The 26,119-nt window shown below is 65.6% G+C and carries 22 protein-coding genes; 5 read left to right on the top strand and 17 right to left on the bottom strand.

Annotated elements, in window-relative coordinates; translation table 11 throughout:
- Position 1: 1 nt before the first annotated feature.
- From murD to I8N54_RS06125, 10 genes are all read right to left on the bottom strand, one after another.
- Positions 2 to 1,399 (bottom strand): UDP-N-acetylmuramoyl-L-alanine--D-glutamate ligase, encoded by a 1,398-nt coding sequence (gene murD, locus I8N54_RS06170; RefSeq protein ID WP_140193393.1) that lies wholly within the window; start codon positions 1,397 to 1,399, stop codon positions 2 to 4.
- A gap of 64 nt (positions 1,400 to 1,463) precedes the next feature.
- Positions 1,464 to 2,720, bottom strand: a complete 1,257-nt coding sequence (locus I8N54_RS06165; protein ID WP_140193394.1) for an Nramp family divalent metal transporter — start codon at positions 2,718 to 2,720, stop codon at positions 1,464 to 1,466.
- Positions 2,721 to 2,822: 102 nt separating this feature from the next.
- Complete coding sequence (gene mraY, locus I8N54_RS06160) at positions 2,823 to 3,905, bottom strand: phospho-N-acetylmuramoyl-pentapeptide-transferase (RefSeq protein WP_140193395.1); 1,083 nt, start codon at positions 3,903 to 3,905, stop codon at positions 2,823 to 2,825.
- 2 nt (positions 3,906 to 3,907) lie between these two features.
- Entirely contained in the window at positions 3,908 to 5,350 is a 1,443-nt protein-coding gene (locus tag I8N54_RS06155) for a UDP-N-acetylmuramoyl-tripeptide--D-alanyl-D-alanine ligase (protein WP_140193396.1), read from the bottom strand.
- On the bottom strand, positions 5,350 to 6,846 hold the full coding sequence (locus tag I8N54_RS06150) for a UDP-N-acetylmuramoyl-L-alanyl-D-glutamate--2,6-diaminopimelate ligase (RefSeq protein WP_140193397.1): 1,497 nt from the start codon (positions 6,844 to 6,846) through the stop codon (positions 5,350 to 5,352). Before I8N54_RS06150 ends, I8N54_RS06155 begins: the two co-directional genes overlap by 1 nt.
- 16 nt (positions 6,847 to 6,862) lie before the next feature.
- On the bottom strand, positions 6,863 to 8,644 hold the full coding sequence (locus I8N54_RS06145; protein ID WP_140193398.1) for a peptidoglycan D,D-transpeptidase FtsI family protein: 1,782 nt from the start codon (positions 8,642 to 8,644) through the stop codon (positions 6,863 to 6,865).
- Complete coding sequence (gene ftsL / locus I8N54_RS06140) at positions 8,641 to 8,997, bottom strand: cell division protein FtsL (protein WP_140193399.1); 357 nt, start codon at positions 8,995 to 8,997, stop codon at positions 8,641 to 8,643. Before ftsL ends, I8N54_RS06145 begins: the two co-directional genes overlap by 4 nt.
- The gene (gene rsmH / locus I8N54_RS06135) at positions 8,994 to 9,959 is read right to left on the bottom strand and encodes a 16S rRNA (cytosine(1402)-N(4))-methyltransferase RsmH (RefSeq protein WP_140193400.1); all 966 of its coding nucleotides are present in this window, start codon (positions 9,957 to 9,959) and stop codon (positions 8,994 to 8,996) included. Before rsmH ends, ftsL begins: the two co-directional genes overlap by 4 nt.
- A 3-nt stretch (positions 9,960 to 9,962) precedes the next feature.
- Positions 9,963 to 10,460: a division/cell wall cluster transcriptional repressor MraZ gene (locus I8N54_RS06130; protein WP_269434059.1), complete on the bottom strand. Its 498-nt coding sequence runs from the start codon at positions 10,458 to 10,460 to the stop codon at positions 9,963 to 9,965.
- A 784-nt stretch (positions 10,461 to 11,244) separates the two neighbouring features.
- Positions 11,245 to 12,315: an Mrp/NBP35 family ATP-binding protein gene (locus tag I8N54_RS06125; RefSeq protein WP_140193402.1), complete on the bottom strand. Its 1,071-nt coding sequence runs from the start codon at positions 12,313 to 12,315 to the stop codon at positions 11,245 to 11,247.
- Positions 12,316 to 12,589: 274 nt separating this feature from the next.
- Between I8N54_RS06125 and I8N54_RS06120 the strand changes: the two genes are divergently transcribed.
- Positions 12,590 to 12,808 carry a DUF1127 domain-containing protein gene (locus I8N54_RS06120; RefSeq protein WP_140193403.1) on the top strand — a complete coding sequence of 73 codons (219 nt, stop codon included), beginning with the start codon at positions 12,590 to 12,592 and terminating at the stop codon, positions 12,806 to 12,808.
- 564 nt (positions 12,809 to 13,372) lie between these two features.
- Here the strand turns inward: I8N54_RS06120 and I8N54_RS06115 are convergent.
- On the bottom strand, positions 13,373 to 14,446 hold the full coding sequence (locus I8N54_RS06115) for an SIS domain-containing protein (protein WP_140193404.1): 1,074 nt from the start codon (positions 14,444 to 14,446) through the stop codon (positions 13,373 to 13,375).
- 139 nt (positions 14,447 to 14,585) lie between these two features.
- Between I8N54_RS06115 and I8N54_RS06110 the strand changes: the two genes are divergently transcribed.
- The gene (locus I8N54_RS06110) at positions 14,586 to 16,400 is read left to right on the top strand and encodes a beta-N-acetylhexosaminidase (protein WP_140193405.1); all 1,815 of its coding nucleotides are present in this window, start codon (positions 14,586 to 14,588) and stop codon (positions 16,398 to 16,400) included.
- On the opposite strand, the gene I8N54_RS06105 is transcribed toward I8N54_RS06110, so the two are convergent.
- A complete protein-coding gene (locus tag I8N54_RS06105) occupies positions 16,401 to 16,724 on the bottom strand; it encodes a DnaJ family domain-containing protein (RefSeq protein WP_140193406.1) in 324 nt (107 codons plus the stop codon).
- Between the two features lie 37 nt (positions 16,725 to 16,761).
- Positions 16,762 to 19,698: a valine--tRNA ligase gene (locus I8N54_RS06100; RefSeq protein WP_140193407.1), complete on the bottom strand. Its 2,937-nt coding sequence runs from the start codon at positions 19,696 to 19,698 to the stop codon at positions 16,762 to 16,764.
- Positions 19,699 to 19,930: 232 nt separating this feature from the next.
- Between I8N54_RS06100 and I8N54_RS06095 the strand changes: the two genes are divergently transcribed.
- Complete coding sequence (locus tag I8N54_RS06095) at positions 19,931 to 20,995, top strand: AbrB family transcriptional regulator (RefSeq protein ID WP_232790440.1); 1,065 nt, start codon at positions 19,931 to 19,933, stop codon at positions 20,993 to 20,995.
- Here I8N54_RS06095 and I8N54_RS06090 read toward each other — a convergent pair.
- Positions 20,992 to 21,789, bottom strand: coding sequence for an EcsC family protein (locus tag I8N54_RS06090; protein ID WP_231592458.1), 798 nt, complete (start codon positions 21,787 to 21,789; stop codon positions 20,992 to 20,994). The two genes, I8N54_RS06095 and I8N54_RS06090, sit on opposite strands and share 4 nt — an antisense overlap.
- A gap of 31 nt (positions 21,790 to 21,820) precedes the next feature.
- Positions 21,821 to 22,309 carry a GNAT family N-acetyltransferase gene (locus I8N54_RS06085; protein ID WP_140193409.1) on the bottom strand — a complete coding sequence of 163 codons (489 nt, stop codon included), beginning with the start codon at positions 22,307 to 22,309 and terminating at the stop codon, positions 21,821 to 21,823.
- Between the two features lie 76 nt (positions 22,310 to 22,385).
- Between I8N54_RS06085 and I8N54_RS06080 the strand changes: the two genes are divergently transcribed.
- Entirely contained in the window at positions 22,386 to 22,988 is a 603-nt protein-coding gene (locus tag I8N54_RS06080) for a flavin reductase family protein (RefSeq protein ID WP_140193410.1), read from the top strand.
- Between the two features lie 66 nt (positions 22,989 to 23,054).
- Here I8N54_RS06080 and I8N54_RS06075 read toward each other — a convergent pair whose 3' ends face one another.
- Positions 23,055 to 24,671 carry a SulP family inorganic anion transporter gene (locus tag I8N54_RS06075; RefSeq protein ID WP_140193411.1) on the bottom strand — a complete coding sequence of 539 codons (1,617 nt, stop codon included), beginning with the start codon at positions 24,669 to 24,671 and terminating at the stop codon, positions 23,055 to 23,057.
- 165 nt (positions 24,672 to 24,836) lie between these two features.
- Between I8N54_RS06075 and I8N54_RS06070 the strand changes: the two genes are divergently transcribed.
- Complete coding sequence (locus tag I8N54_RS06070; protein ID WP_140193412.1) at positions 24,837 to 25,706, top strand: S-methyl-5'-thioadenosine phosphorylase; 870 nt, start codon at positions 24,837 to 24,839, stop codon at positions 25,704 to 25,706.
- On the opposite strand, the gene I8N54_RS06065 is transcribed toward I8N54_RS06070, so the two are convergent.
- Positions 25,703 to 25,870 (bottom strand): hypothetical protein, encoded by a 168-nt coding sequence (locus I8N54_RS06065; protein WP_197097488.1) that lies wholly within the window; start codon positions 25,868 to 25,870, stop codon positions 25,703 to 25,705. The two genes, I8N54_RS06070 and I8N54_RS06065, sit on opposite strands and share 4 nt — an antisense overlap.
- Between the last annotated feature and the right edge of the window lie 249 nt (positions 25,871 to 26,119).

Below are 26,119 nucleotides of genomic sequence, written 5' to 3'. Positions count from 1 at the left end.
CTCACACGCCGAGCGCGGCGACCTGCGCGGCGAAATCGTCGCCGCGTTTCTCGAAACTGTCGTACTGGTCGAAGCTCGCCGCCGCGGGGGCGAGCAGGACGACTTCGCCCTCCTCCGCCTCCTCGGCGGCGCGGGCGACGGCCTGAGCCATGGTCGTGCAGACTTCCGCATCCACGCCTTTCAGCTGCGTGGCGAAGCTCTCGGCCTCGCGGCCGATCACGTAGGCCTTCACGACGGAGCCCGTCGCGGGCAGCAGCGCGGCGAGGCCGCCCGCCTTCTCCAGACCGCCGCAGATCCAGCGCACCCGGTCGAAGGCCATCAGCGCCTTCACCGCGCTGTCGACGTTGGTCGCCTTGCTGTCGTTGACGAAGCGCACGCCGCGCCGTTCGGCGATCAGTTGCGAGCGGTGCGGCAGGCCCGGGTAGCTGGCGAAGGCGCCCTCGATCACCCGCGGGGCGAGGCCGAGGGTCCGGGCGACCGCGTAGGCCGCGCAGGCATTCTGGTGGTTGTGCGCGCCGGGCAGCCCCGGAATGGAGCGCAGGTCGATCGCGCCGACCTGTCGGCCCTTGCGGTTCTCGGCGAGGTAGCCCTTGCGCGCCGTCACGGTCCAGCCCTCGGGCAGCTTACGGGTGACGGACACCCGGATCACCCGGTCATCGGCGCGGCTTTCGGAAAGCTGGTTGGCAAGGTACTGCCCCTCCGCCTCGTCCACGCCGATGATGCAGCGGTCGGGGCCGCCTTCCGCGAACAGCCGGCGCTTGGCCGCGAAATAGCCCCCCATCCCGCCGTGCCGGTCGAGGTGATCGGGGCTGAGGTTTGTGAAGACCGCCACGTCGGGCGTCAGCGACCGCGCGAGGTCGGTCTGGTAGGAGGACAGCTCCAGCACCACGACACCGCCGTCGCCGGGCGGGTCGATGTCGAGCACGCCGCGCCCGATGTTGCCGGCCAGCTGGCTCTCGCGGCCCGCCTCGGTCAGGACATGCTGGATCAGCGCCGCCGTGGTGGACTTGCCGTTCGATCCGGTGACGGCGATCACCTTCGGCGGCTGGTCGAAGCGCATCCACTCCTCCGTGCCGAAGGAGCGGAAGAACAGGCCGATGTCGTTGTCGACGGGGACGCCCGCCTCCCACGCCGCCGCGATGGCGGGGTGCGGCGCGGGGTAGAGGTGCGGAATGCCGGGCGAGACGATCAGCGCGGCGACATCCGACATCGCGCCGTCGCGGGCGAGGTCGCGCAGCTCGATGCCCTCGGCCTCTGCCGCGGCGCGGCCAGCCGGCCCGTCGTCCCATGCGACGACCGTTGCACCGCCGGCGCGCAGGGCGGCGGCTGTCGTCCGACCGGAACGGCCCAATCCGAGCACGGCGATCCGCTCGCCGTCGACTCCGCTGACAGGTATCATGGCACTTCCCCACTGGTCCGGCTTCTTCGCTACCGCCGCGGACGGAGCGGCGCAAGCCGGCCGGTCAGTCGCCCGCGACCAGCCCCCAGACCTCGTTCAGGCAGAGCAGCGTGAAGAGCGCCGCCGCGATGCCGAGCAGACCGTTCGACAGCCAGCCGGACCGCCACTCCGCCGGTACACGGGACGAGTTCAGGAGCCAGATCAGCGTGATCGCGAGGAACGGCATGAAGAACGCCCCGAACGCGCCGTAGATGATGACAAGCAGGAACGGCCGGTCGAAGGCGAACAGGATCATCGGCGGGAACGTCAGCCAGAACAGGTAGGCCCGGAACGGCATCGAGCGGTGCAGGTCGCCCCGGTCCGCCGTGTCCTGCCCGCGCATGTTCTGCACGAAGTCCGCGAACAGCGTGGACACCCCGTGCCACACGCCGAGGAGCGAGGTCAGCGACGTCGCCGCGAAGCCGACCAGGAACAGCACCGCGATGAAATTGCCGAACCGCTCGGCCAGCACGTCCTTCAGCTGGATCAGGCCGTCGTTGCCCTCAGCCAGCGCGATGTCGGCGGCATAGAGCAGCTCCGCCCCGACGATCAGCATGGCGATCACGAAGATGCCGGTGACGATGTAACCGACCCGGTTGTCGAGCCGCATCACGCCCATCTTCTCGGGCCCGTGCCAGCCCTTGGCGTTCACCCAGTAGCCGTAGGCGGCCATGGTGATGGTGCCCCCGACCCCGCCGATCAGTCCGAGCGTGTAGAAGGTCGACCCATCCGGCACGCGCGGCACGAGGCCTGCGATCATGGAGGGCACATCGGGCAGGACCAGAATGGCGATGGAGACGACGATCAGGAACATCAGTCCGATCAGCCACTTCATCACCGTCTCGAACGTGTCGTAGCGGTTCAGCGCGACGAAGGCGGCGCCGAGGATCCCGACGCCCGCGCCCCAGACCCAGTTCGGCAGCAGTCCGGGCATCAGCGCCGACAGCGGCAGGGCCGTCGCGCTCATCGCCGTGGCGCCGTAGACGAAGCCCCAGATCACGATGTAGATGCCGAAGTACCAGCTGGTCCAGCGCCCGAGGCTCTGCCAGCCGTCGAGGATCGTCGAGCCGGTGGAGAGGTGGTAGCGCGCCGTCCCCTCGGCGAGCGCGATCTTCACGATACAACCGATCACTGCCGCCCAGAGCAGGGCGTAGCCGTAGCGCGAGCCGGCGATCAGGGTGGCGACGAGGTCACCCGCGCCGACGCCGGTGGCCGCCGCCACGATGCCCGGGCCGACGATGGACCATGTCCGGAGTTTGCCGGGAGAACCTTGATCGGACATGGCATGACCTCACTGGGACCTGTTAAAAGCTGAACGACGAGTTCACCTTATCGGTTCCAGCGGATGCGGAGGGCCATGCCAGGCCCTCCGGCGACGCTCTTCTCAGCGCACCTTCAGGGTTGCGAGGCCGATCATCGCGAGGATCAGCGAGATGATCCAGAAGCGGATCACGATCTGCGGCTCGGCCCAGCCCTTCTTCTCGTAATGGTGGTGGATCGGGGCCATCAGGAAGACCCGTTTGCCCGTCCGCTTGAAGTAGAGCACCTGGATGATGACCGACAGCGCCTCGACCACGAAGAGGCCGCCGACGATGGCGAGAACGATCTCGTGCTTGGTCGCCACCGCGATCGCGCCGAGCGCCCCGCCGAGCGCGAGGCTCCCCGTATCGCCCATGAAGACGGCGGCGGGCGGTGCGTTGTACCACAGGAAGCCGAGGCCGCCGCCGATCAGGCCCATGCAGAAGATCAGGATCTCACCGGTGTCGGGGACGTAGTGAACGTCGAGATACTCGGTGAAGTCGGTGCGACCGACCGCGTAGGCGATCACCCCGAAGGTCCCGGCGGCGATCATGACCGGCATGATCGCCAGCCCGTCGAGCCCGTCCGTCAGGTTCACCGCGTTCGCCGCGCCGACGATGACGATCATCGAGAAGGGCACGAACAGGATACCGAGGTTCAGCAGCGTGTTCTTGAACACCGGGAAGGCCAGCTGGTTGGTCAGCTCGTCGGGATGGAACTGCGCGAACCAGAAGCCCGCCATCCCCGCGATCACGAAGCCGAGCAGCAGCCGCGCGCGGCTCGACAGGCCGGCGCTCGATTGCTTGGTCACCTTGGCGTAGTCGTCGGCGAAGCCGATGGCCGCGAAGGCCAGTGTGACGAACAGCACCATCAGCACGAACGGGTTGTCGAGCCGCGCCCAGAGCAGGGTCGACGTCGTCAGCGCACCGACGATCAGCAGGCCCCCCATCGTCGGCGTCCCGGCCTTGACGAGGTGCCCCTCCGGTCCGTCGGTGCGGATCGGCTGGCCCCGCCCCTGCCGCTTGCGCAGCACGTTGATCAGCGGGATGCCGAAGATGAACCCGAACAGCAGCGCCGTCAGGAAGGCACCGCCCGCCCGAAAGGTGATGTATCGGAAAAGGTTGAAGAAATCGCCGCCGTCCGAAATGGCGGTCAACCAGTAGAGCATGCTCAGGCCTCTTGTTCGGACATCTCGTTGCGATGTCCCAGTTTTCGGATGGCGTCAACGACAAGCGACACCCGGCTGCCCTTCGACCCCTTGACCAGCACGACGTCGCCACCGTCGACCAGCCGCGCCGCGTGGCGGGCCAGCTCGTCGGCGGAGGCCACCCAGCGACCGCGACGGTCCTCGGGCAGCGCGTCGTAAAGATTGCGCATCAGCTTGCCGACGCAATGGACGACATGGACCGACTGCATGGCGGGCTCTCGGGCGATATCGGCATGCATCGCCGCCTCGTCCGCCCCGAGCTCCAGCATGTCGCCGAGCACCGCGATCCTCCGCCCCCGGCCGATGTGGCCGACGTTGTCGCGCGGTTTGGCGGCGGCGAGCACGTCCAGCGCGGCGATCAGCGAGGTCGGGTTGGCGTTGAAGGCGTCGTCGATCAGATCGATCGTCCCGGACGCGACGCCGTCATCCAGCAACAGCTCCTCCCGCATCCCCCGGCCCGCCGGCGGCGCCCAGAGGCCAAGCCCCATCAGCGCCCGCGTCCGGTCCGCGCCGAGCGCCTTCGCCACCGCCAGGCAGCCAAGCGCGTTGACCGCGAAGTGCCGTCCCTCGGTCGCAACCTTGAGGTCGACATGCGTCCGCCAGAGCCGTGCCGTGCCGACCGTCGCACCCTCGCAGACCTGCGCCGACAGAAGCCGGTGGTGGTTGGTCCGCGCGGTGCCGAAGGTGACCACGCGCGCGCCGGCGGCCTCTGCCGTCTCGATCAGGATCGGCGAGGTCGGCAGGTCCCCGTTCACCACGGCGACGCCGCCCGGCTCCAGCCCCTCGAAGATGGAGGCCTTCTCCCGCGCGATCCCCTCGATCGCGCCGAACGCCTCGAGGTGGGCGGGCGCGATGGTGGTGATCATCGCAACGTGCGGCCGGGCCATCTTCGCCAGCGGCGCGATCTCTCCGGGATGGTTCATCCCGATCTCGATCACGGCATAGTCGGTATCGACCGGCATCCGCGCCAGCGTCAGCGGCACGCCCCAGTGGTTGTTGTAGGAGGCCTCTGCGGCGTGGGTGCGGCCCTGCTTTTCCAGCGCGGCGCGCAGCATCTCCTTGGTCGAGGTCTTGCCGACCGACCCGGTGATCGCCGCCACCCGCGCACCTGTCCGCGCCCGACCCGCCCGGCCGAGCGCTTCGAGCCCCTCCAGAACGTCCGGCACGATCAGCAGCGGCGCATCCTCGGCAACTCCCTCGGGGCGGTGCGTGACCAGCGCCGCGGCGGCACCCTTCTCAAGCGCCTGCGCGACGAACTCGTGCCCGTCCCGCGCCGCCTTCAATGCGACGAACAGGTCCCCCGGCTGCAACGTGCGCGTGTCGATCGACACGCCGTCGGCCTGCCAGTCGGTCGTCGCCTCGCCACCCGTCGCGCGAGCGGCCTCGGCGGCAGTCCAGAGAGCCATCAGATCCGCCCGTCGAGCGCGGCGACCGCAACGCTCGCCTGCTCGACATCGTCGAACGGCAGGATCGCGTCGCCGACGATCTGGCCCGTCTCGTGGCCCTTGCCGCAGATCAGCAGCGCGTCGCCCGGCTCCAGCATGTCGGCACCGCGCAGGATCGCCTCGGCCCGGTCGCCGATCTCGATCGCGCCCGGCGCGCCGTCCAGTACAGCGGCGCGGATGTCGGCAGGATCCTCCGAACGCGGGTTGTCGTCGGTCACGATGACCTTGTCGGCGTTCTCCGCCGCGGCGGCGCCCATCAGCGGCCGCTTGCCCCTGTCCCGGTCGCCGCCGGCACCGACGACAGCGATGATCCGCCCGATGACGTGCGGCCGCAGCGCGCGGATCGCCACCCCGACCGAGTCGGGCGTGTGGCTGTAGTCGACGAACACCGTCGCGCCGTTGTCGCGCGTCGCTGCGAGCTGCATCCGCCCCCGCACTGTCTGCAGATGCCGAAGCACGTCGAACACCTCGTCGGGCGCCGCGCCCGCTCCGATCGTCAACGCGGCGGCCATCAGGACGTTCTCCGCCTGGAAGCCGCCGATCAGGTCGAGCCGGCTCAGCTTGCTGCGCCCCTGCCACTCGAACCGCAGCTCCTGCCCCGTCGCGTCGAACCGCTGCCCGAGGATGCGCAACCGCGCCTCGGGGTGACGGCCTACGCCGATCACTTCCTGCCCGCGTTCCTCCGCGATCTGGGCCACGAGCGGCCCCTTCGGATCGTCGAGGTTGACCACGGCGACCCCGTCGTCGGCCAGCACGCGAGTGAACAGCCCCATCTTCGCATCGAAGTAGGCGTCGAACGTCTTGTGATAGTCGAGGTGGTCCTGCGTGAAGTTGGTGAACCCGGCCGCGGCGAGGATCATCCCGTCGAGCCGCCGCTGGTCGAGCCCGTGGCTCGACGCTTCCATCGCGACATGGGTGATGCCCTGGCGCGCGGCCTCGGCCAGAACGCGGTGCAGCGTGATCGGGTCCGGCGTCGTGTGGCGCAGCCCGTGCGTCCAGGCGCCCTCCACCCCGGTCGTGCCGAGGTTCACGGCCTCCTCGCCCATCTCGATCCAGATCTGGCGGCAGAAGGTCGACACCGAGGTCTTGCCGTTCGTCCCCGTCACCGCGACGACCGTCGAGGGATGACGCCCGAACCAGAGCGCGGCGGTCTGCGCGAGCGTCTGGCGGGGATCCTCGGCAACGATCAGCGCGACGTCCGACTCGGCGATCTCGTCGGCGGCCCGCCGCGCACCCTCGGCATCGGTGAGGATCGCGCCCGCCTGAAGTTCCAGCGCCGTCGCGATGAAATCCGCGCCGTGGACGCTGCCGCCCGGCAGGGCCGCGAACAGGTAGCCCGGCATCACCTCGCGGCTGTCCACCGTGATCCCGGTGATCTCCGCCTCTCGCCCGCCCTGTGCGGTCAGACCAAGGGCCGACAGCGTCTTCGTCTGCTCTTCCGGCCGTGCACTGCTCATGGCGCGCCCCCCGCGTTTATTGCGCGGTGAGTGATACACCCAGCGGGACGGAGGTTTCAACGTCCGGCCGCATGCCAAGCAGCGGCGCGACGCGACGGATCAGTTCCGCCCCAAGCGGTGCGGCGGTGAAGCCCGCCGTGCGGCGTGGCTCGTCGAGAATCGAGATCATCGGCTCGTCGAGCGTCACGACGAGGACGTACTCCGGATCGCTCGCCGGGAAGATCGAGGCGAAGCTCGCGATCACCCGGTCGTCATAGTAGCCGCCGCGCGGGGTCGGCTTGTCGGCGGTGCCGGTCTTGCCGCCCACCTCGTAACCCGGCACGTCGGCCAGCGATGCGGTCCCGCCGGTGACGACACCGCGCAGCATCTCGCGCGCGACGCGCGAGGTCTGCTCGGACACCACCCGCTCACCGACCACCGGCGCGCCCGTCCGGCGCACCAGCGTCGGCGTGACCCGCGTGCCGCCGTTCAGCAGCGACGCGTAGGCCTGCGCGATATGGAGCTGCGACACGGACAGGCCGTGCCCGTAGGAGATCGTGATTGTCGAGAGCTCCGACCAGTTCGGCGGCAGCAGCGGGCGCGCGGTCGGCGCCTCGACCATCTCGACCGTCGTCGGATCAAGCAGGCCGAGCGTGCGCAGGAATTCCTGCTGGCGCGTCACGCCGATCATCTGCGCGATCCGCGCCGTGCCGACGTTCGAGCTTTCCGTCACAACTTCGAACACAGACATCTCGTCGGGCATCCGGTGGCTGTCGCGGATCGGGAAGCGGCCCCAGTAGAACGGCCCCTTCGTGTCGATCATCGTGCTGGGCGAGACGAGCCCGGCCTCGATCGCCTGCGCGGCCGTGAAGATCTTGAAGACCGAACCCAGCTCGTAGACGCCCTGCATCGCGCGGTTGAAGAGCGGGCTGTCGTCGCGGTCGCCGGGCGGCGGCACCGGTCGCTTGTTGGGATCGAAGTCCGGGAGGCTCGCCAGCGCAATGACTTCGCCGGTGTGGACGTTCATCACCGTCGCCGCCGCACCCTTGGCGTTCATAAGCGTCATGCCGCCCTGAAGCACCCGTTCGACCGCCGCCTGCACCGTGAGGTCAACCGACAATTCCAGCGGCGCACCCTCGTTCGCCGGGTCGCGCAGGTAGTTGTCGAAGTACTTCTCGACACCCGCGACGCCGATCACCTCGGCGGAGCTCACGCCCTCGGTGCCGTAGGAGGCGCCGCCGAGGATATGCGCGGCCACCGACCCGTTCGGGTAGAGCCGCATCTCGCGCGGGCCGAACAGCAGGCCGGGATCGCCGATCTCGTGCACCGCCTGCATCTGCTCGGGGCTGATCTCGCGACGAATCCAGTCGAAGCGGCGGTCGCCGGTGAACAGCTCGTAGAGGTCCTCGTACTTCAGCTCCGGGAAGATCTCGACAAGGCCGCGCGCCGCGGCCTCGGCGTTCTGGATGTCCTGCGGGTGGGCATAGAGCGAATGGGTCTCGAGGTTGGTGGCGAGTATCCGGCCGTTGCGGTCGACGATGTCGGCGCGCGTGCCGATGATCGGGTTGCCGCCCGCGCTCACCTGCGGTTCGGAGCTTTCGGACGCGGCGAGCACGCCCATCCGGCCGCCGACCGTCGCGAAGGCGAGGAAGAACATCGCGCCGAGCACGACGAGCCGCCCCTCGGCCCGCGCGCGGGCCTTGTCGCGCATCTCCTCGTGGCGCAGGCGCAGGTTCTCGGCCTCGATCGCGTCCGGGTTGCCGCCCTCGGCACGGGCCTTGAGGATCCGGGCGAGCGGGCGAAGCGGTCTGCGGGTCATGGGAATTCCTCCCCGTCTGCGTTCTGCGAGGCGATCTCGACCGGGTCGAGGATCGGGCTCAGCGGCGGAATCGGGAAGTTGACCTCGTCGATGCGGCCGAACCCGTCGGGCATCAGCGGCAGCAACTCCAGTCGGGAGTAGTTCAGCTCGGTCAGGTCGCGCAGCCGGTCGGGGCGGTTGAGATAGGCCCACTCCGCCTTCAGCACGTTCAGCCGTTCATGCGCGGTGCCGATCTCGCGGTGCAGCTCGCGCACGTCGCGGATCGCCGCCTGCGTGCGGTAGTTCTGGTCGTAGGCCCAGAAGGCCAGCGCGATCACGCCAAGCGCGGTGACGAGGTAAAGCATCATCCTCATTGAACGAATCCCTTCACGACGGGCATCCCGAGAAGCTTTCTGTCGATCTCTTCGGCGGGCGCGTCGGTGCGACGCCCGACCCGCAGCTTCGCCGACCGCGACCGCGGGTTCTCCGCCAGTTCGCGGTCGTCCGGTCCGACGGCCTTGCGCGTCACCAGCTCGAACGCGGGCGTGATCTCCTGCACGGCGGGCGCGTGACGGCTGCCGCCGCCCGTCCGACCCGACCGAAGCTGGAAGAATCGCTTCACCATGCGGTCCTCGATGGAATGGAACGTCACGACGGCCAGCATGCCCCCCGGCTTCAGCGCACGTTCCGCCGCCATCAGACCCTCGGCGAGCTCTCCGTATTCATTGTTCACCGCGATCCGCAGCGCCTGGAACGTCCGCGTCGCGGGGTGGCTTTGCCCCGGCTTCGGGCGCGGCAGGCATTTCTCGACGATGGCGGTCAGCTGTCCGGTTGTGGATAGCGGGCGCTCCCGCACGATGGCCTTGGCGATCCGACGCGAGGCGCGCTCTTCCCCGTAGTGAAAAAGGATGTCCGCAATCGGACCCTCGTCCAGATCATTGACCAGATCGGCGGCAGAGGGCCCGTCCTGGCTCATCCGCATGTCGAGCGGCCCGTCCGTATTGAAGGAGAATCCACGCTCCGCCTGGTCGAGTTGCATCGAGCTGACACCGAGGTCGAGAACGATTCCGTCGAGCTCGGACGCATGATCGTCAAGGTTGGAAAAAGTGTCTTGAATCAGGGCGATACGCGGATCATCCGCGACCCAGCCGGCCATCTCGGCGGCCAGCGGATCGCGGTCGATCCCGATAACGTTTTCAGCACCCGCGTCCAGTAGCGCACGCGTGTAGCCCCCTGCCCCGAACGTCCCGTCAAGCCAGGTCCCGGAGACAGGCGCGACCGCTTCGATGAGCGGCCGGATCAGGACGGGAACGTGGGGGGCTGCGGCCGTACTCATGGCCTACCCGCCGACAAGCTGCATGATGTCGAAATCGTCGCCGAGCTCGGCCGCCATCTGCGCGACCTTCGCGCCGCGCGTGGCCTCGTAGGTGTCCTTGGCCCAGACGACGATGTGGTCGCCCATCCCCTTGAACAGCAGCTCACCGCTGTCGAGGCCCAGCTTCTCGCGGTGGGCCTTGGGAAGAATCGTGCGGCCGTCCTTGTCGACTTCCATCTCGTCGCTGGAAGAGAGCAGGACTTCCTGCATGAATGTCTTGTTCCTGCCAGCCGCCATGCCGTTGATCTGCTCGATCCGGCGGGCGAATTCCTCGACAGTATAGATCTCGAGCCGGTCCTTAAGGTGTGCACCATAGGCCAGGAAGAACTTGGCAGAGCCGCCGTCGGTGTAGGTGGAGTCAGCTTCAGCAAGGATGCGACGGAAGGCGGCAGGGACAGAAACCCGTCCCTTCGTATCCACCTTTAGGGTGTGAGTGCCTGTGAAGCCTTTGACTTGAGTCACAGTGCCGCTGACCCGTCCCGCATCCCCCGGAGTTATCGTTGCCGCTGAAAACACGAACGGCGGATCGAACTGCTGCCTACTGCTCGATCCGCCGCCGGTCCCTCGCGGGAAAGTCCGATCACGCTGCGCACACCTGGGGGGATGCTGCTCTGCGCTCCGCGTCGGATTCTGTTTTTAAGAAAGCGGGGTTGCCTGTATGAAACCTGCGTTGGTTCGTTTTTTTGTAGTCCCTCTTTCTGGAAACAGGTTTGCCATGACCAACCGGCCCGGGCAATCGGAATCTGGGAATTCATGGATCGAGACGGGAATTAACTGAATCTCATGGTCCGACACAGAAAAGTCGGATCAGCTCGGGAAGGGTGTATTTATCACCCTGACGGCCGCACGATACTAAATCTGGTATTCACAGCCCCGATTCTACCAGCTGTGGAGTAACGCGGCTGTGTCTTCAGGATCACGATCAAGGCAACAGATGCGCGCGAACACCATTATCCACAACTTTTTGGGCTCGTCCGGGCGGTTCCATGAAATCCCGCAGGTTCCCCACTGATCCCCTCTCGGGACCATCAAACCCCCGAAACGGCCCTCTCACGGGGCTGCCGGACTGCCCCGACCCAACGCGGACCATGAAGTTCCATGGACCTCCCCAAGTGATGATTTCAGGCCGTGATCGCGCGATGTGACCGGCCAGCGACCGCCGATTTGCTCGGTTCGGGAAGGTAGAGACAAAAAATGCCGGCCCCGCAGAGGGACCGGCATCCGGATGTCCGACTGTCGGGGCGCCCTACCCCATGCCGCCGTCGATGAAACGCCGCGCCAGCCGCCGGTAGTTCTCCGCCATCGGGCCGTCGCCCGCCGCGACCGGCACGCCGCCGTCACCGCCGAGTCGCGTGTCGAGGTCGATCGGCAGCGACGCCAGGAACGGCAGCGACAGCTTCTCCGCCTCCGTCGCAACGCCGCCATGACCGAAGAGGTGCGCCTCGTGCCCGCAGTTGGGACATATATATGTGCTCATGTTCTCGATCAGGCCGAGGACCGGCGTCTTGAGCGTTTCGAACATCGCCAGCGCCTTGCGCGCATCCAACAGTGCGACGTCCTGCGGCGTCGAGACGACCACCGCGCCCGAGATGGTGAACTTCTGGCAGAGCGACAGCTGCACGTCCCCCGTCCCCGGAGGCAGGTCGACGATCAGCGTGTCGAGCTCGCCCCAGTTCGTCTGGCCGAGCAGCTGTTGCAGCGCGCCCATCAGCATCGGACCGCGCCAGATCACCGGTTTGCCCTCCTCGAGCATCAGCCCGATGGACATGAACGTGACACCGTGCGCCCGCAAAGGCTCGATATGTTCGCCGTCCGGAGAGGCCGGCCGGGTCTCGAGCCCCATCATCCGGGGAACGGAGGGTCCGTATATATCTGCGTCGAGCAGCCCGACCCGCCGCCCTTCCCGCGCCATCGCGACCGCGAGGTTCGTCGCCACGGTCGACTTGCCCACGCCGCCCTTGCCGGAGCCGACCGCGATGATGCGATCGACCCCCGCGACCTTCGCCGGCCCGTCGGACTTCGTCGGGTGCCGGCCGACCTTCAGTGACGGCGCCGGCTCCGGCGGCGCTTCCTTCGGCCCGTGCGCCGTCAGCACGACGGAGACCGACGTTACCCAGTCGAGCTCCTTCACCACACGTTCCGCCGCCGCGCGGACCGGCTCCATCGCGCGGGCCATGTCCGGCGTCGGGGCTTCGATGACGAATCTGACCGCGCCACCCTCGACCGCGAGCGCGCGAACCATGTCCCGGCTGACCAGCGTGCCCCCGTCCGGCAGTCCGATTCTTTCCAGTGCCTCGAGCACAGCTTCTTTTGCCATCGTGCCGTTACCTTTTAGTTACACCCGCAGTCGTCGATATTTGGTCCAAATCGGGCATTCAATTCCGAGATATGGGTTCCAGGGTGAGAATCCATTCACACTCCGCTAAAATTTTCACCATTGGCCTTTCGCGAGCGATTATTCGTATCCCTTGCACTTTCTGCATGGCAGCGTTGAGCACGTGACGGATTGTGCGGCTGCAGCATTTCCCTATCTATCGTCTCGAGAGCGCCAAACGGCGCAGCGAATTTGAACTGAGCAGCAGGAGCCTAACATGGCCACCTATACCGACACCCGCGGCCTCGCCGGCAACAACCTTTTCGCCCGTTTCAACGGCTTCGTTTCCGAATTCCGGGAACACCAGGCCCGTCATCAGGTTTATCGTCAAACGCTGGTCGAACTCGGCCAGCTGACCGACCGCGATCTCGCCGACCTCGGCGTTCACCGGTCGCAAATCCGTGGCATCGCCCGTGAGGCCGCCTACGGCAAGTAATTCAAGGTTCGGAGCTCTCTCTCCTCCTCCCTGAGAGCTCTGAGCGCGGTTCGCTCTCTCCTCCTCCCTGAGCGGATCGCACCTAGAAGAAGCGGCGGCACCCTCTCCTCCTCCCTGGGTGTCGCCGCCTTCCAGGACCAACAGTTTCGGCGGTTCCCTCTCCTCCTCCCTGGGGATCGCCGATCCGAAGACCGAAGGGCTCTCTCCTCCTCCCTGAGCCCGACGCCTCTTCGGACCCTATTCGCAGGCTCCTCTCCTCCTCCCTGGGGTCTGCGATGCAAAGACGCGGTGGCATCCTCTCCTCCTCCCTGGATGCCACCGCGAGCTTCGCAAGACTTCGTCGGTGCCCCTCCTCCTCCCTGGGATATCGATGACCCGGACCGAACGCCGCTCTCCTCCTCCCTGCGGCTCAGGACCGGGACCATATCGGAAGGCGCTCTCTCCTCCTCCCTGAGCGTCTGACGATTTAAACGGCGGCGCCTCTCCTCCTCCCTGGCGTCGCCGTTTTTCATTTTCAGGACATGGAAACGATTTCGATGCCGTCCGTTAGCGGACGTTTGTCCGTCAGCTTCGGCGAACGGGGTAGAGCGTCACACCGCTGACGACCCGGGACAGCGTGCCTTTGCCGGCGAACGGATCATCCACATCAAGGCCGAGTCGATCGGACCAGGTCACGCCAAGCACCTGTGCGAGAGCGACAGCGATCGGTGTCAGCCACGCGTCGGGGAGATCGACGTTCGGGTCGAAATCCGCATTCGCCCCCACGGTCGTCAGGCCCTGCCCGGGGAATTGCCGCGACAGCTCGTCCAGCAAGTCGGCCTCATAGCGCGCAGCCTGCGGCTCGCGACTGGTGAAGAGCACAATCCGTGTCTCGTCGTCGACGAAACTCATTGGCCCGTGGCGAAACCCGAGCGGGCTGTCCCAGATCGCCGCCGTGCGCCCTGCCGTCAGCTCCAGGACCTTCAGCGCCGATTCCCGCGCCGCGTGGGACATCGCGCCCGTGCCGAGAAAGACGATACGCGATGGCCGATCGGTATCGGACGCGAGTGCGGTAAACTCCGGCAGCAGGATATCGAGCGCATCGGCGAGCTGCGTGAACGGCCGCTGGCGCGACTCGGCATCGAACAGGGCAAGCGCAGTCAGCAGCATCGTCGTGAAGCTGGAGGTCATGGCAAAGCCTTGGTCCAGCGCCTGCGGCGGCAGCACCACCACCCCGCATTCCCCCGTCGCCTTTCGCTTGGCGAGCGCCCCGTCGGGATTGCAGGTCACGTTCAGTCGCGGCGCGTCAGGCGTGAGCACGTCGAGCGCGTCGAACGACCCCAGCGTCTCCGGGCTCCCTCCCGACCGCCCGAAACTGACCACTAACGGACGCCTGTCCGACAGATAGAAATCCGGCCGACTGATCAGGTCCGTCGTGGGAACAGAACGGAAAGGCCGCTCGCCTTTTATCCCGCTCGCGACGATATCCCCGATAAAAGCAGAGCTGCCAGCACCGCAGAACCAGACTTCATCGACATCCAGTCCCGCAATCCACGCCCGCACGTCCTGCAACGCAAAGTCCTGCTCCCACCTCCGCCAGATGTCAGGCTGGGCCCCGATCTCTCGCCAGGTCGTCCACTGGGTCAGCGCGTCACTCATCACGTCCGATTCACTTTCCTTCTGGTTGCATGGCCGAAGCCGTCAACCACCGCAAGGCTGCAACGCTCCCCTGCGACACTTGCAAAGCTTTGGCGGCACGCGCATTCCTCGACCGCGATGCTCAAGATCGGAGGCCACCATGAACCTGTCCGCCAGACTCGATGACCTCTCGATAATCGTAGAGGTCACCAGCGACCGGCCCCTCTCCGCTCCGGTCTTCTGTTTCTCTCTGATGGCCCCGGCCAAAGTCGTAAGGGGCGGCACGCTCGTCCAGGCCGTTGCCAGCTATCATGAAGTCGAACTTCCCGATCTCGTGCCCGGTACAGGACATGAAATCGTCCTGCAGCACCTCGGCGGGTTTCGCCCCGCGAACCGCGCCTGGCTCCCGCTTGGCGCCTATCTCCGCGCGGAAGGTGAAATCATCGAGCTGCCCGCGCTGCCCGCCGGTGTGACTCAAGGCGACTTGCCGCCCGGCGAGATGCCCGACCTCCGTATCGTCCCGCCCGTGACCCGGTGGAGCCCTGTTGGCGGACAGGTGTCCGTTACCGGATTCGTGTCCGACAGCGACGATTTCGAGCCTGTCGTCCAGCTGGCCGAGCGCACGGGGCTCGGCCCTTTCCTAATTCCCGACGGCCTGCCCCTGATTCAGGAGGTCGACGGCCAGCTCGCAACCGAGGCGTACCGGCTCAACATCACCGAGTCCGGCGTGTCGCTCGCCGCATCCTCAGAGAGCGGCCGATTCTACGGCGCGATCACCCTTCTGACGCTGCTGCACACTCACGAAGGTCAGCTCCCCTTGGGTGAGATCGAGGACGCGCCCCGCTTCGAATGGCGCGGTCAGCACCTCGATTGCGCCCGCCACTTCTTCGAACCCTCGACGATCAAGCGCCTGATGGACCTCATGGCGCTTCTCAAGATGAACCGCTTCCATTGGCACTTCGCCGACGACGAGGCCTTTCGGGTCGAAGTGGAGAGCGTCCCGGAGCTCTGGCAGAAGACCGCGTTCCGGGGAGAAGGCGAGTTGCTGCCTGGCCTCTTCGGCGGCGGCCCCCGTGCAGGTGGGACGTATAGCCTTGATGACGTTGCCGAAATCATCGCTCACGGACAGGCGCTCAATATCGGAACGCTGCCCGAGATCGAGGTTCCCGCTCACTCCTACGGCATGGCGAAGGTTCTTCCCGGCCTGCGTGACGACGCCGACACCGGGGCCGAAACGAGCGTTCAAGGCTATCCCGAAAACGTTCTCAGCCCCGCGTCAGACCAGACTTGGGAGGTTCTCGGACAATTGTCCGCCGAGGTCGCCGGCCTTTTCCCGCTCGGCCTCATTCACCTTGGCTGTGATGAGCTTCCCGACGGCGCGTGGGACGGATCGCCCGCGATCGACGCGCTGAAGAAGCGTGAAGGCCTCTCATCCCGCGACGATGTTCAGGGCTGGACCATGGCACGCCTCGCCGGACAGCTGGCCGAAAACGGACACAGCCCTGTAGCTTGGGAAGAAGCCGCACGCGGAAGCAATGGCGGCATCGGCCACGGTGCGATCCTTCAGAGCTGGAGCGGCCAGGGTCCCGGCATCGACGCCGCCCGCGCCGGCTACGACATCATCATGAGCCCGGCCCAGCACGTCTACCTCGACATGGCGCACAGTGCCGAAACCGACGATTGGGGTGCGTCCTGGGCCGCGTTCATCCCGCTCGAAGAGACGATCAACTGGTCGCCCGTCCCCAGCGGCGCAGAGGACATCGCGGACCGCATCATCGGTGTAGAGGGCTGTTTCTGGGCAGAATTCACGACGTCCGATCAACAGATCGAACCTATGCTGGCCCCCCGAATCCTCGGCGTCGCGAGCAAGGCGTGGGACATCCGGGACAGCCTGACCGGGGAGTCGCTCCGCGGTCTGGCACGGGCCTATTTGCCGATCTTCGACTCGATGAACTGGGTCACGGCGCTGCGGTGATCAGCCGCGACGCCGGCGCTCCGCCGCCATGTTTCGCCGCATCTCGAGCTCCGCGAACCGCGCCATCGCGACCTTCTTCTCCTCCGGAGTGATCGCAGCCTGCCAGGCGCGCTTCGCCGTCGAGAGATCGTTAATCAACTGGACCTCCGCCGGCACGGCCCCGGCCTCTGCCATCACACGGTGTCCGATTTCGGACACCGCATCCTCGCCCGACGACTCGCGGACCGGCAAGGGTGCCCCCTCGCCAGCGATTCCGGACAGCTGTCCATCGGACTGCGCCTTCTCGATCTGGCGTTCGGCAAGGAAGCGAAGGAAGAAACTCATGCTTCGACCCTAGCCGAACGCGACCGATTGAAAAGGCTCAGGCGATTTCCGCCAGCCGGGAAAGCGCCGACTTCAGTTGAGCCTCCTCCTCCTCACGAAGCGCGAGGTTTTCGCGGGCCTCCGCGACCACCTCTTCCGGCGCCGACGCGACGAAATTCGGATTGTTGAGCCGCCCGCGCAGACCACCGAGCTCCTTGCCGAGCTTGCCGAGCACCTTCTCAAGCCGCTCCTTCTCCGCGCCGACGTCGATGATATCAGCGAGCGGCAGCGCGAACGTCGCCCCTTTCGTGGTTATCGTGATCGAACCTTTGGGCGCCTCGTCAGCGTCCTCGACGCTCTCGATACGGGCCAGCCGCTGGATCAACGCAGAGTTGTTCTGCCACGCCTCGCGCGCAGCCTCGTCGGACTCGATCCGCAGCACCGGGACGCGCAACCCCGCCGGCACGTTCATCTGCGCGCGCGCGGACCGGACCCCCTCGATGAAGCCGATCGTCCACGTCATCTCGGCGTCCGCCGCGGCGTCGATCACGACGTCATCCTCGGGCCAGTCGGTGAGCGCCAGCAGGCGGGTCCGCGGGGCGAGCTGGCCCCAGAGTTCCTCGGTCACGAAGGGCATGAACGGGTGCGTCAGGATGAGACACTGGTCCAGAACCCACGCCATCGTGGCCCGGGTTTCCGCCTTCTGGGCGTCCGTGCCGTCCATCAACAGCGGCTTGGAAAACTCGACATACCAGTCGCAGACCTTACCCCAGACAAAGGCATAAAGCGCGTTCGCAGCGTCGTTGAACCGGTAGGACGCCAACGCCTCATCGACTTCCTGCCGGATCCGGAGTGTCTCACCGACTATCCATTTATTGACCGTTTCAGTCGGTTCAGGTCGCTGCGAGCCCTCGGACTTGTAGTTTTCGAACACACCATTCATTTCGGCGAAACGGCAGGCGTTCCAGATCTTCGTGACGAAATTCCGATAGCCCTTGATGCGATCGACGCTCAGCTTGAGCACCCCGCCGATCGCCGCCATTGAGGCATTGGCAAAGCGCAGCGCGTCGGCGCCGTATTCGTCGATGACTTCGAGCGGGTCGATGACGTTGCCCTTTGTCTTCGACATTTTTTGCCCCTTCTCGTCACGAACGAGCTGGTGCAGGTAAACGGTGTGAAACGGCTCTTCGCCAACGACGGCGAGCTGCATCATCATCATCCGGGCGACCCAGAAGAAGAGAATGTCGAAGCCCGTGATCAGGACGTCGGTCGGGAAGTACCGGCGCAACTCGTCGGTCTGTTCAGGCCATCCGAGCGTCCCGATCGGCCACAACCCCGAGGAGAACCAGGTGTCGAGAACATCCTCGTCCTGGACCAGCGTCTTGCCACCGGATTTCTCGATCGCTTCCGCCTCGGTCGCAGCGCAATAATGGTTACCGTCCTCGTCGTACCAGACCGGGATTCGGTGCCCCCACCAGAGCTGGCGCGAAATGCACCAGGGCTCGATATTCTCCAGCCAGTGGAAGTAGGTCTTCTCGCCACTCTCGGGCATGATGACCGTCCGGCCTTCGCGAACGGCGTCGAGCGCGGGCCCGACGATCTGCTGGGAATCCACGAACCACTGGTCGGTCAGCATCGGCTCGATCACGACGCCGGAGCGGTCGCCGAACGGCTGCATGATCTTCTTCGCTTCAACGAGGGGGACGAGTTCGTCGTCCCGCGCCTCTCCGCCTTCTTCCGGCGCGACGGGTTTCTTCACCTGGCCGAGACGCGGGTCCGTTTTCGGACACATGACCGCCAGCCCCTCTTCGGTGATCTGGGCCACGACGGCATCGCGCGCCTCGAACCGGTCGAGGCCGCGCAGGTCATCGGGAACAAGGTTAAGGGCGTCGACGCCGGCGACGGTAAATTCGGCTCCACCAGCAATGTTCTGTGCTTCGGTCGCGGCTTCCGCATAGGGCGCCCCGTCGTCGCGCATCCGGCCGCGCGAATCCATCAGACGGTACATCGGGATGCCGCCGCGGCTCGCGACCTGGTAGTCGTTGAAGTCGTGTGCCCCCGTGATCTTGACCGCGCCAGAGCCGAAGTCGGGGTCGGGATATTCATCGGTGATGATCGGGATCAAGCGCCGCTGTTCTTTCGGACCGACAGGAATTTCGCAAAGTTTTCCAATGATTGGGGCGTAGCGTTCATCCGACGGATGAACCGCGACCGCCCCGTCGCCCAGCATGGTTTCCGGCCGGGTCGTGGCGATCGAGATGTAGTCGCGCTCCTCTTCGAAGAGCACGTTTCCGTCCTCGTCCTTCTCGACGTAGGTATATGTCTCGCCGCCGGCGAGCGGGTACTTGAAGTGCCACATGTGGCCGTCGACCTCGATATTCTCGACCTCGAGGTCGGAGATCGCGGTCTCGAAATGCGGATCCCAGTTAACGAGCCGCTTGCCACGGTAAATGAGGCCCTTGTCGTACATCTCGACGAAGACCTTGATGACGGCATCATGGAAGTCGGGCGAATTTTCGTGACCCGTGCGCGGATCACCGGGCGCACCGGCCATGGTAAAAGCGTTGCGTGACCAGTCACAGGACGACCCGAGCCGGCGAAGCTGGTTGACGATGGTCGAACCGTACTCGCCCTTCCACTCCCAGACCTTGTCGAGGAACTTCTCCCGACCGAGCTCTCGCCGTCCCTCATTGCCTTGAGACGCAAGCATCTTTTCGACCTGAAGCTGGGTCGCGATGCCGGCGTGGTCCTGTCCCGGCTGCCAAAGCGTGTCGAAGCCGCGCATCCGGTGCCAGCGGATCAGGATGTCCTGCAGCGTGTTGTTGAAGGCGTGCCCCATGTGCAGCGCGCCGGTCACGTTCGGCGGCGGGATCATGATGGTAAAGCTCTCGTCACGCCGGGCATTGGCGCCGGCCTTGAAGGCGCCGGCCTTCTCCCAGGCGTCGTAGAGGCGCGGCTCCGCCTCGGCGGCGTCGAAGGTCTTTTCCATGGGCATCGGTGGATCCTCAGTCAATCGCGGCTGAAATAGCTTTCCTGAGCGCCGAGGAAAACCCTTGGCTGTCGCTCTCTGCCTGCGTGCAGCAAAGCGGACAGCTGTCCGGTACTGGACGTCCGTCCGTTTTCCGCCACTCCCGGCCGAGGTTGTATCCCCCGAAGAGGCGGCCTAGACCAACGCGCAGGCGCACCGCTCCCTTCAGCGCGCCCGACTGAACGGCGGAGAAAGCCGATTGATCAACGCCTTACGTGACAGGACAACGCGCCGCATCCTAGCGCGCATGGGGCTTGCGCTCGCGATCGGGGCGAGCGGGGGCGCCATCTTCTTCCTGCTGGGGCTGCCGCTGGCCTGGATGCTTGGGGCGATGATCTTTACCCTGATCGCGGTTCTCCTTCGCGCGCCCCTGCTGCCACCCGAGCGCATTCGCGAGCCCACCGTAACCGTTATCGGAGTGCTCCTCGGCTCGAACTTCAGCCCGGAGTTGCTCGGGGACATCAGCGGCTGGCTGCTGTCGATCTTTGTGCTCGTCATCTACATGATCGTCGCGGCGGCCCTCGTCGTGCCGTTCTACCTCAAGATCGGGCGCATGGACCCGCCGACGGCCTTCTTCGCCGCGATGCCGGGCGGTATTTCCGAGATGATGCTTATTGGGGAAAGCATGGGTGGCGACGGCCGCCGTATCATCCTCGCCCACGCGGCCCGGATCGTCATCACCATCGGTTCTATCGCGTTCTTCTTCCGCGTCGTGCTTGGGCTCGACGTCTCGGGTGTTTCGATGAGCGACGGCCACGCACCGCTCGCACTGTCCGACATCGCACTACTGATCGGTAGCGGACTGATCGGATACGTTTTCGGAACTCGACTGAACCTGCCCGCGCCAGGCCTGATAGGGCCAATGATCGTGAGCGGAACGGTGCATATGCTCGGCTGGACGGGCGGTGTGCCGCCGGGCTGGGTGGTCATGGCGGCACAGGTCATCCTCGGCACGATCATGGGCTGCCGGTTCCTTGGCACCCCACCCCAGATCATCGCCCGCGCCTTGCTGCTGAGCCTTGGTGCCACAACGGTGATGTTGGCGGTAAGCCTTGGTTTCGCCGTGGTTTTTGCAGGCGTGTTCGGGCAGACAGTCGCCCAGGTTCTCCTCGCCTACGCGCCCGGCGGGCTGACGGAGATGTCGCTGGTCGCGCTGTCGATGGACGCCGAAGTGGCTTACATCACCGTTCACCATGTTGTCCGAATAGTCTTGCTTATCGCCGTCGCCCCGAGCCTATTGTCGGCCATCGCGAAGAGGCTCTAGGCGCGCTTGACCGGGTAGCTGCGGCTGGCAAGGACGCGGTGGAATTCGTCGAGGACCTGCTCCTCGCCAAAGGTGCGGGCAAGCCGTCGCAGGCCGAAATGGACATGCGCCATCTCGACGAAATAGCCGGTGAAGGCATAATTCGTGCCCGCTCCGGCGGCCGCGCCCAGAACAGGAACGGCCTGACTGGCCAGTTTCTGTGACAGCAACGCCGCGAACCTCGGCGCGACCGTCGCGATCAGCCTGTGGACTGCCGGCCCGGACAGGGAGAGCCGGGCCCCGACAAACGTCGTGTCGACGCCGTCGTCGCCGTCCCCCGGCCCGCCAGAGCCGAACACGCGAAGGCACTCGGTCCGGGTTTCCGCCGACAGCGGGTCCTCGCCGTTGCGGCTCGCCACGTCCTGAACGGCGCGAAAGATCACTGTCGTGGCGACGGGCAATTCGGCAAGCGCTGTCGGAAGCCCGCCAAGACCACCGAGAGCGCCAGAGATCGTGGCGATCACCTTGTTGGACCGGTCGCCCGTGGCCCGCCCGGACGTTTTCGAAGCGACCTCGTAAGACCGCTCCAAGGCGTCCCGCGCCGCGCGATCGAGCCTGCCACGTACACCTTTTGGCAAGAATTTCATGGCATCTTCGACTTGACCGCCAGCGAAGGTGACGACCTGCATCAGAAGGCCCCGCGCACGACGCTGGCGATCGACCAGGGCGGCGATCTCCTCCCGCGCCGCATCGTCCAGAATGGCCGGCGGCGGCTCGGGGTTGACGTGCTTCATGTCGTGTTTGGTCGGATCCATGAACTCAAGATGGTCCGATGCCGGAACCATTTCAATCTCGGACGGAGGTTACGACCCCTGATAGGCCATCCCATGCTCCCTCGACCAAGGCGAGCCCCAGCACCCGGTCGGGGTTCGTCGGTGGCGGCATTTCCACATCGTCAAGCCGGATGAAACCGAAGCGACCATAATAGGGCGCATCGCCCACCAGCAGGATCCGCGCGTGACCGTGCGCCGCGGCGCGCTCGATGACAGAGGTGATCAGCATCGCACCGAGCCCCTCGCCCTGCCGGGTCGGGTGAACCGCCACGGGACCAAGGAGGAGGGCCTCTTCGGCGCCGATCCGGATCGGCCAGACGCGGATCGCTCCGCCAAGGATGCCGCTGTCGTCCCGCCAGACGAGGCACAGGGGCGCAATGGGCTCGACACCGTCGCGCAGGCGATAAGAGGACAGCATGGTGCGGCCCGGGGCGAAGCAAAGGTCGTAGAGCGCCTCGACCTCCCACCAATCCGCTGCCTGCTCACGCGCGAGCCCGTCCATGCCCCCTCCCGATCCCTGCTGGAAGCGCGGTTAACACGCAGGTATGCCGGGATCAAACCACCGCAAAGGAGCGCCGATGTTCTATCGCCCCGAAGACGGCCACGGCCTGTCCCACAACCCGTTCAGCGCAATCGTGGTGCCCCGGCCGATCGGCTGGATCTCGACCCGCTCGGAGGGTCGCGACAACCTCGCGCCCTATTCCTTCTTCAACGCGGTCGCCTACACGCCGCCGCAGGTGATGTTCGCCTCCACATCGGCCAAAGCCGACAGGGACGGCACCAAGGACAGCGTCGCCAACATTCGGGAGAGCGAGGTCTTCGCCGTTAACCTCGTCTCCTACGCGCTGAAGGACGCGATGAACGCGAGCTCCGCTTCCGTCGTGATGGAAGTCGACGAGTTCGAGATCGCCGGGATCGAGAAGGCCGAGTGCAATCAGATCGACTGCCCCCGCGTAGCTGCTGCGCCGGCGACGCTCGAATGCAGGCTCGTGAAGATCGTCGAACTTCCGGGCGAGGCCAACTTCGTCACATTCGGCGAAGTCGTCGGGGTTCACATTGCCGACGATGCCATGGTGAACGGCGAGCTCGACCCGACCAGATACGAAGCGTTGGCCCGGATGGGCTACCGCGACTACACGCGCGTGACAGAGAAGTTCGCGCTGACGCGACCGGACGATTAACCGCCCCGCTCCTCTCAAGCTGCGAGATGGTTAAAGGGCTGTGCGTTAACGCAGCCCTTTACCTGTTCAGTGCCCGCCGAGGATCCCGGTCCGCACGCCGTAGTCCACTGCGAGGGCGTAATCGGGATCGTCATCGGAATCGACCATGAGGTGTCCGGCTTTCGACAGAAGCCGGTGGCAATCATGGGAAAGATGTCGCAATTGCAGCCGCTTGCCGACCGCCTCGTATTTCGCGGCCAGCGCCTCGATCGCTTGCAGCGCTGACTGGTCGACGACACGGCTCGCCTCGAAGTCGACGATGACAAGCGCCGGATCGGACTCCGGCTGGAACATCTCGATGAAGCCGTCGGTGGAGCCGAAGAACAGCGGGCCGACGATACGGTAAACCTTCGCGCCTTCCGGCGTGACGTAGGTCGACGCGGAAATGCGCGTCGCGTTCTGCCAGGCATAGGTCAGCGCGGAGACGATGACGCCGACCACCACCGCCGTGGCAAGGTCCGTCGCGACGGTGACAATGGTCACCAGGATCGTGACGAACGCATCCGCGCGCGGAACTTTCGTCATGATTTTCAGGGAGTTCCAGGCGAACGTCCCGATGACCACCATGAACATGACACCCACCAGCGCGGCGAGCGGGATTTGCTCGATGATCGAAGACCCGACGAGGATGAAGAGCAGGAGGAAGATTGCCGCGCAAGCGCCGGAGATTCGGGTCCGCCCACCGGATTTAACGTTAATCATCGACTGGCCGATCATGGCGCAACCACCCATGCCGCCAAAGAAGCCGGTCACGGTATTCGCCACGCCCTGCGCCACGCATTCCTGGCTCGCGCCGCCCCGCTCGTTCGTGATCTCGCCCACCAGGTTCAGGGTCAGCAGGCTCTCGATCAAGCCGATCGCGGCAAGGATCACCGCGTAAGGCAGGATGATCTCAAACGTTTCCCAATTGAGCGGGACGAGCGGCACATGGAACGGCGGCAGCCCGCCCTGGATGCTGGCCATGTCGCCGACCCGCGGCACGTCCAGGCCGAAGACGATGACGATCACCGCGACGAGACCGATGCCGGCCAGCGGCGCCGGGATGGTCGTGGTCAATCGCGGCATCAACCAAATGACCGCCATGGTTAGCGCAACGAGAGCCAGCATCAGATACAGGGACGCACCCGAGAGCCATTCGCCGCCCGACATTCCGTGACCGGACACTTCGGCGGAACCCGGGACCTGGAATTGCGTGAGTTGGGCGAGGAAGATGACGATCGCAAGGCCGTTCACGAAGCCGAGCATCACCGGATGCGGAACGAGCCGAATGAATTTACCCCATTTCAGAACGCCAACCGCGATCTGGATCACGCCCATCAGAACGACGGTGGCGAACAGGTACTCGACCCCGTGCTCTGCAACGAGGCTTACCATCACGACGGCAAGTGCACCGGTCGCGCCCGAGATCATGCCCGGTCGCCCGCCGATCAGGGCCGTGATGAGGCCCACGATGAAGGCGGCGTAAAGACCGACAAGAGGGTTAACGCCAGCAACGAAGGCAAACGCGACCGCTTCGGGCACGAGTGCGAGCGCGACGGTCAGGCCGGAAAGGACCTCGGTCCGGAGCTGTCCGCCACTCAGGGTGGGCGGGACAAGCCCGCGACCAATGCTTTCGCCAAAGGCGGCCAATGCTGTGCGCGCCATGCTGTCTCCAAACGTCATCTAGCGGATATCCGCTGGGGGAGTATGTCATCATGTCCCGAAAGGCACGTTTACCCGATGCATAGCGGGTATGCGTCAAGCGCATATCGGCGTGCGCGTGTACTTTCGGCGACGCACTCTGTCTCAGGGCAACGCAGGACTGACGGCATGGTTAACCGCATGATCGGCGTGATCGGGGGCTCCGGTATCTACGATGTGGACGGGCTTCACGATGCGGAATGGCAGAGTGTCGAAACGCCCTGGGGCGCTCCCTCCGACCAGATCCTGACGGGGACGCTCGATGATGTGCCGATGGCCTTCCTGCCGAGACACGGGAGAGGCCATGTCCATTCTCCGACGAGTGTCCCTTACCGCGCGAATATCGATGCGTTGAAGCGACTTGGTTGCACGGAGGTCATTTCGATGTCCGCCGTCGGCTCGTTCAGAGAGCGCATGGCGCCCGGGCACTTCGTAATCGTTTCCGATTTCATCGACCGGACCTACGCCCGCGAGAAGAGCTTTTTCGGCGCGGGCTGTGTCGCCCATGTCAGCGTTGCACATCCTGTCTGCCAGCGACTTGGCGATATCGCGCAACAGGCCGCGGAGGCGATCGGCGTCCCCTACCATCGCGGGGGCGTTTACCTTGCCATGGAGGGGCCGCAGTTCTCCTCCCTCGCCGAGTCGAAGATGTACCGCGAAAGCTGGGGCGCCGACGTCATCGGCATGACCAACATGCCGGAGGCCAAGCTCGCCCGGGAGGCAGAGCTTTGCTACGCGTCAGTCGCAATGGTGACCGACTACGACAGCTGGCATCCGGACCACGGCACGGTCGATATCGCCCAGATCGGGGCGACCTTGCGGGCCAATGCGGACAATGCGCGTCGTCTGATCCTCGCGATCGCATCGCGTGAATCCGCACTGTCGCCCTGCCCCTGCGGCTGCGACCGCGCGCTGGAACATGCGATCATGACAGCCCCGGACAAGCGCGATCCAACCCTGCTGGCGAAGCTCGACGCGGTGGCCGGACGGGTCCTTTAACCGTTATCTTTCAGAAATTTGCGGATAAACGCGCGGATTTCCCGCGCGGCGCTGGTATCCATCTTCTTGCAGAGCTTGATGAACTCGTCACGCTCTTCCTTGTCGAGGCGCAGGATGAGCTGGCTGTCCTTCTTGCCCGCCTTTCCGGTGTCTTTCTTTACCAAATCCTTACCTCGTCGTCCGATCCCGCCTTGAATTAGCGTATAGCTCGTGTATATACATATCATATACAGGCCACGGGGAGGTGTTAACCACCCCGCGATTGGAAGGGAATTGGAAATGTCTTTGATTGCTGCAAAATCCTACTTCACGACGGACCGTCTGGACTGGAGCCGCCCGCATCTGAACTGGATCGCTGACGTCCTCTACCGCAATCTTCGCCGCCGCTGATCGGCCTTGCGACGGTGCGGCGC

This window comes from Pelagovum pacificum (genome assembly GCF_016134045.1).
Classification (GTDB): Bacteria; Pseudomonadota; Alphaproteobacteria; order Rhodobacterales; family Rhodobacteraceae; genus Oceanicola; species Oceanicola pacificus_A.
The sequence above is the reverse complement of the archived record's forward strand: the minus strand, read 5'-3'. Positions and strand labels throughout refer to the sequence as shown.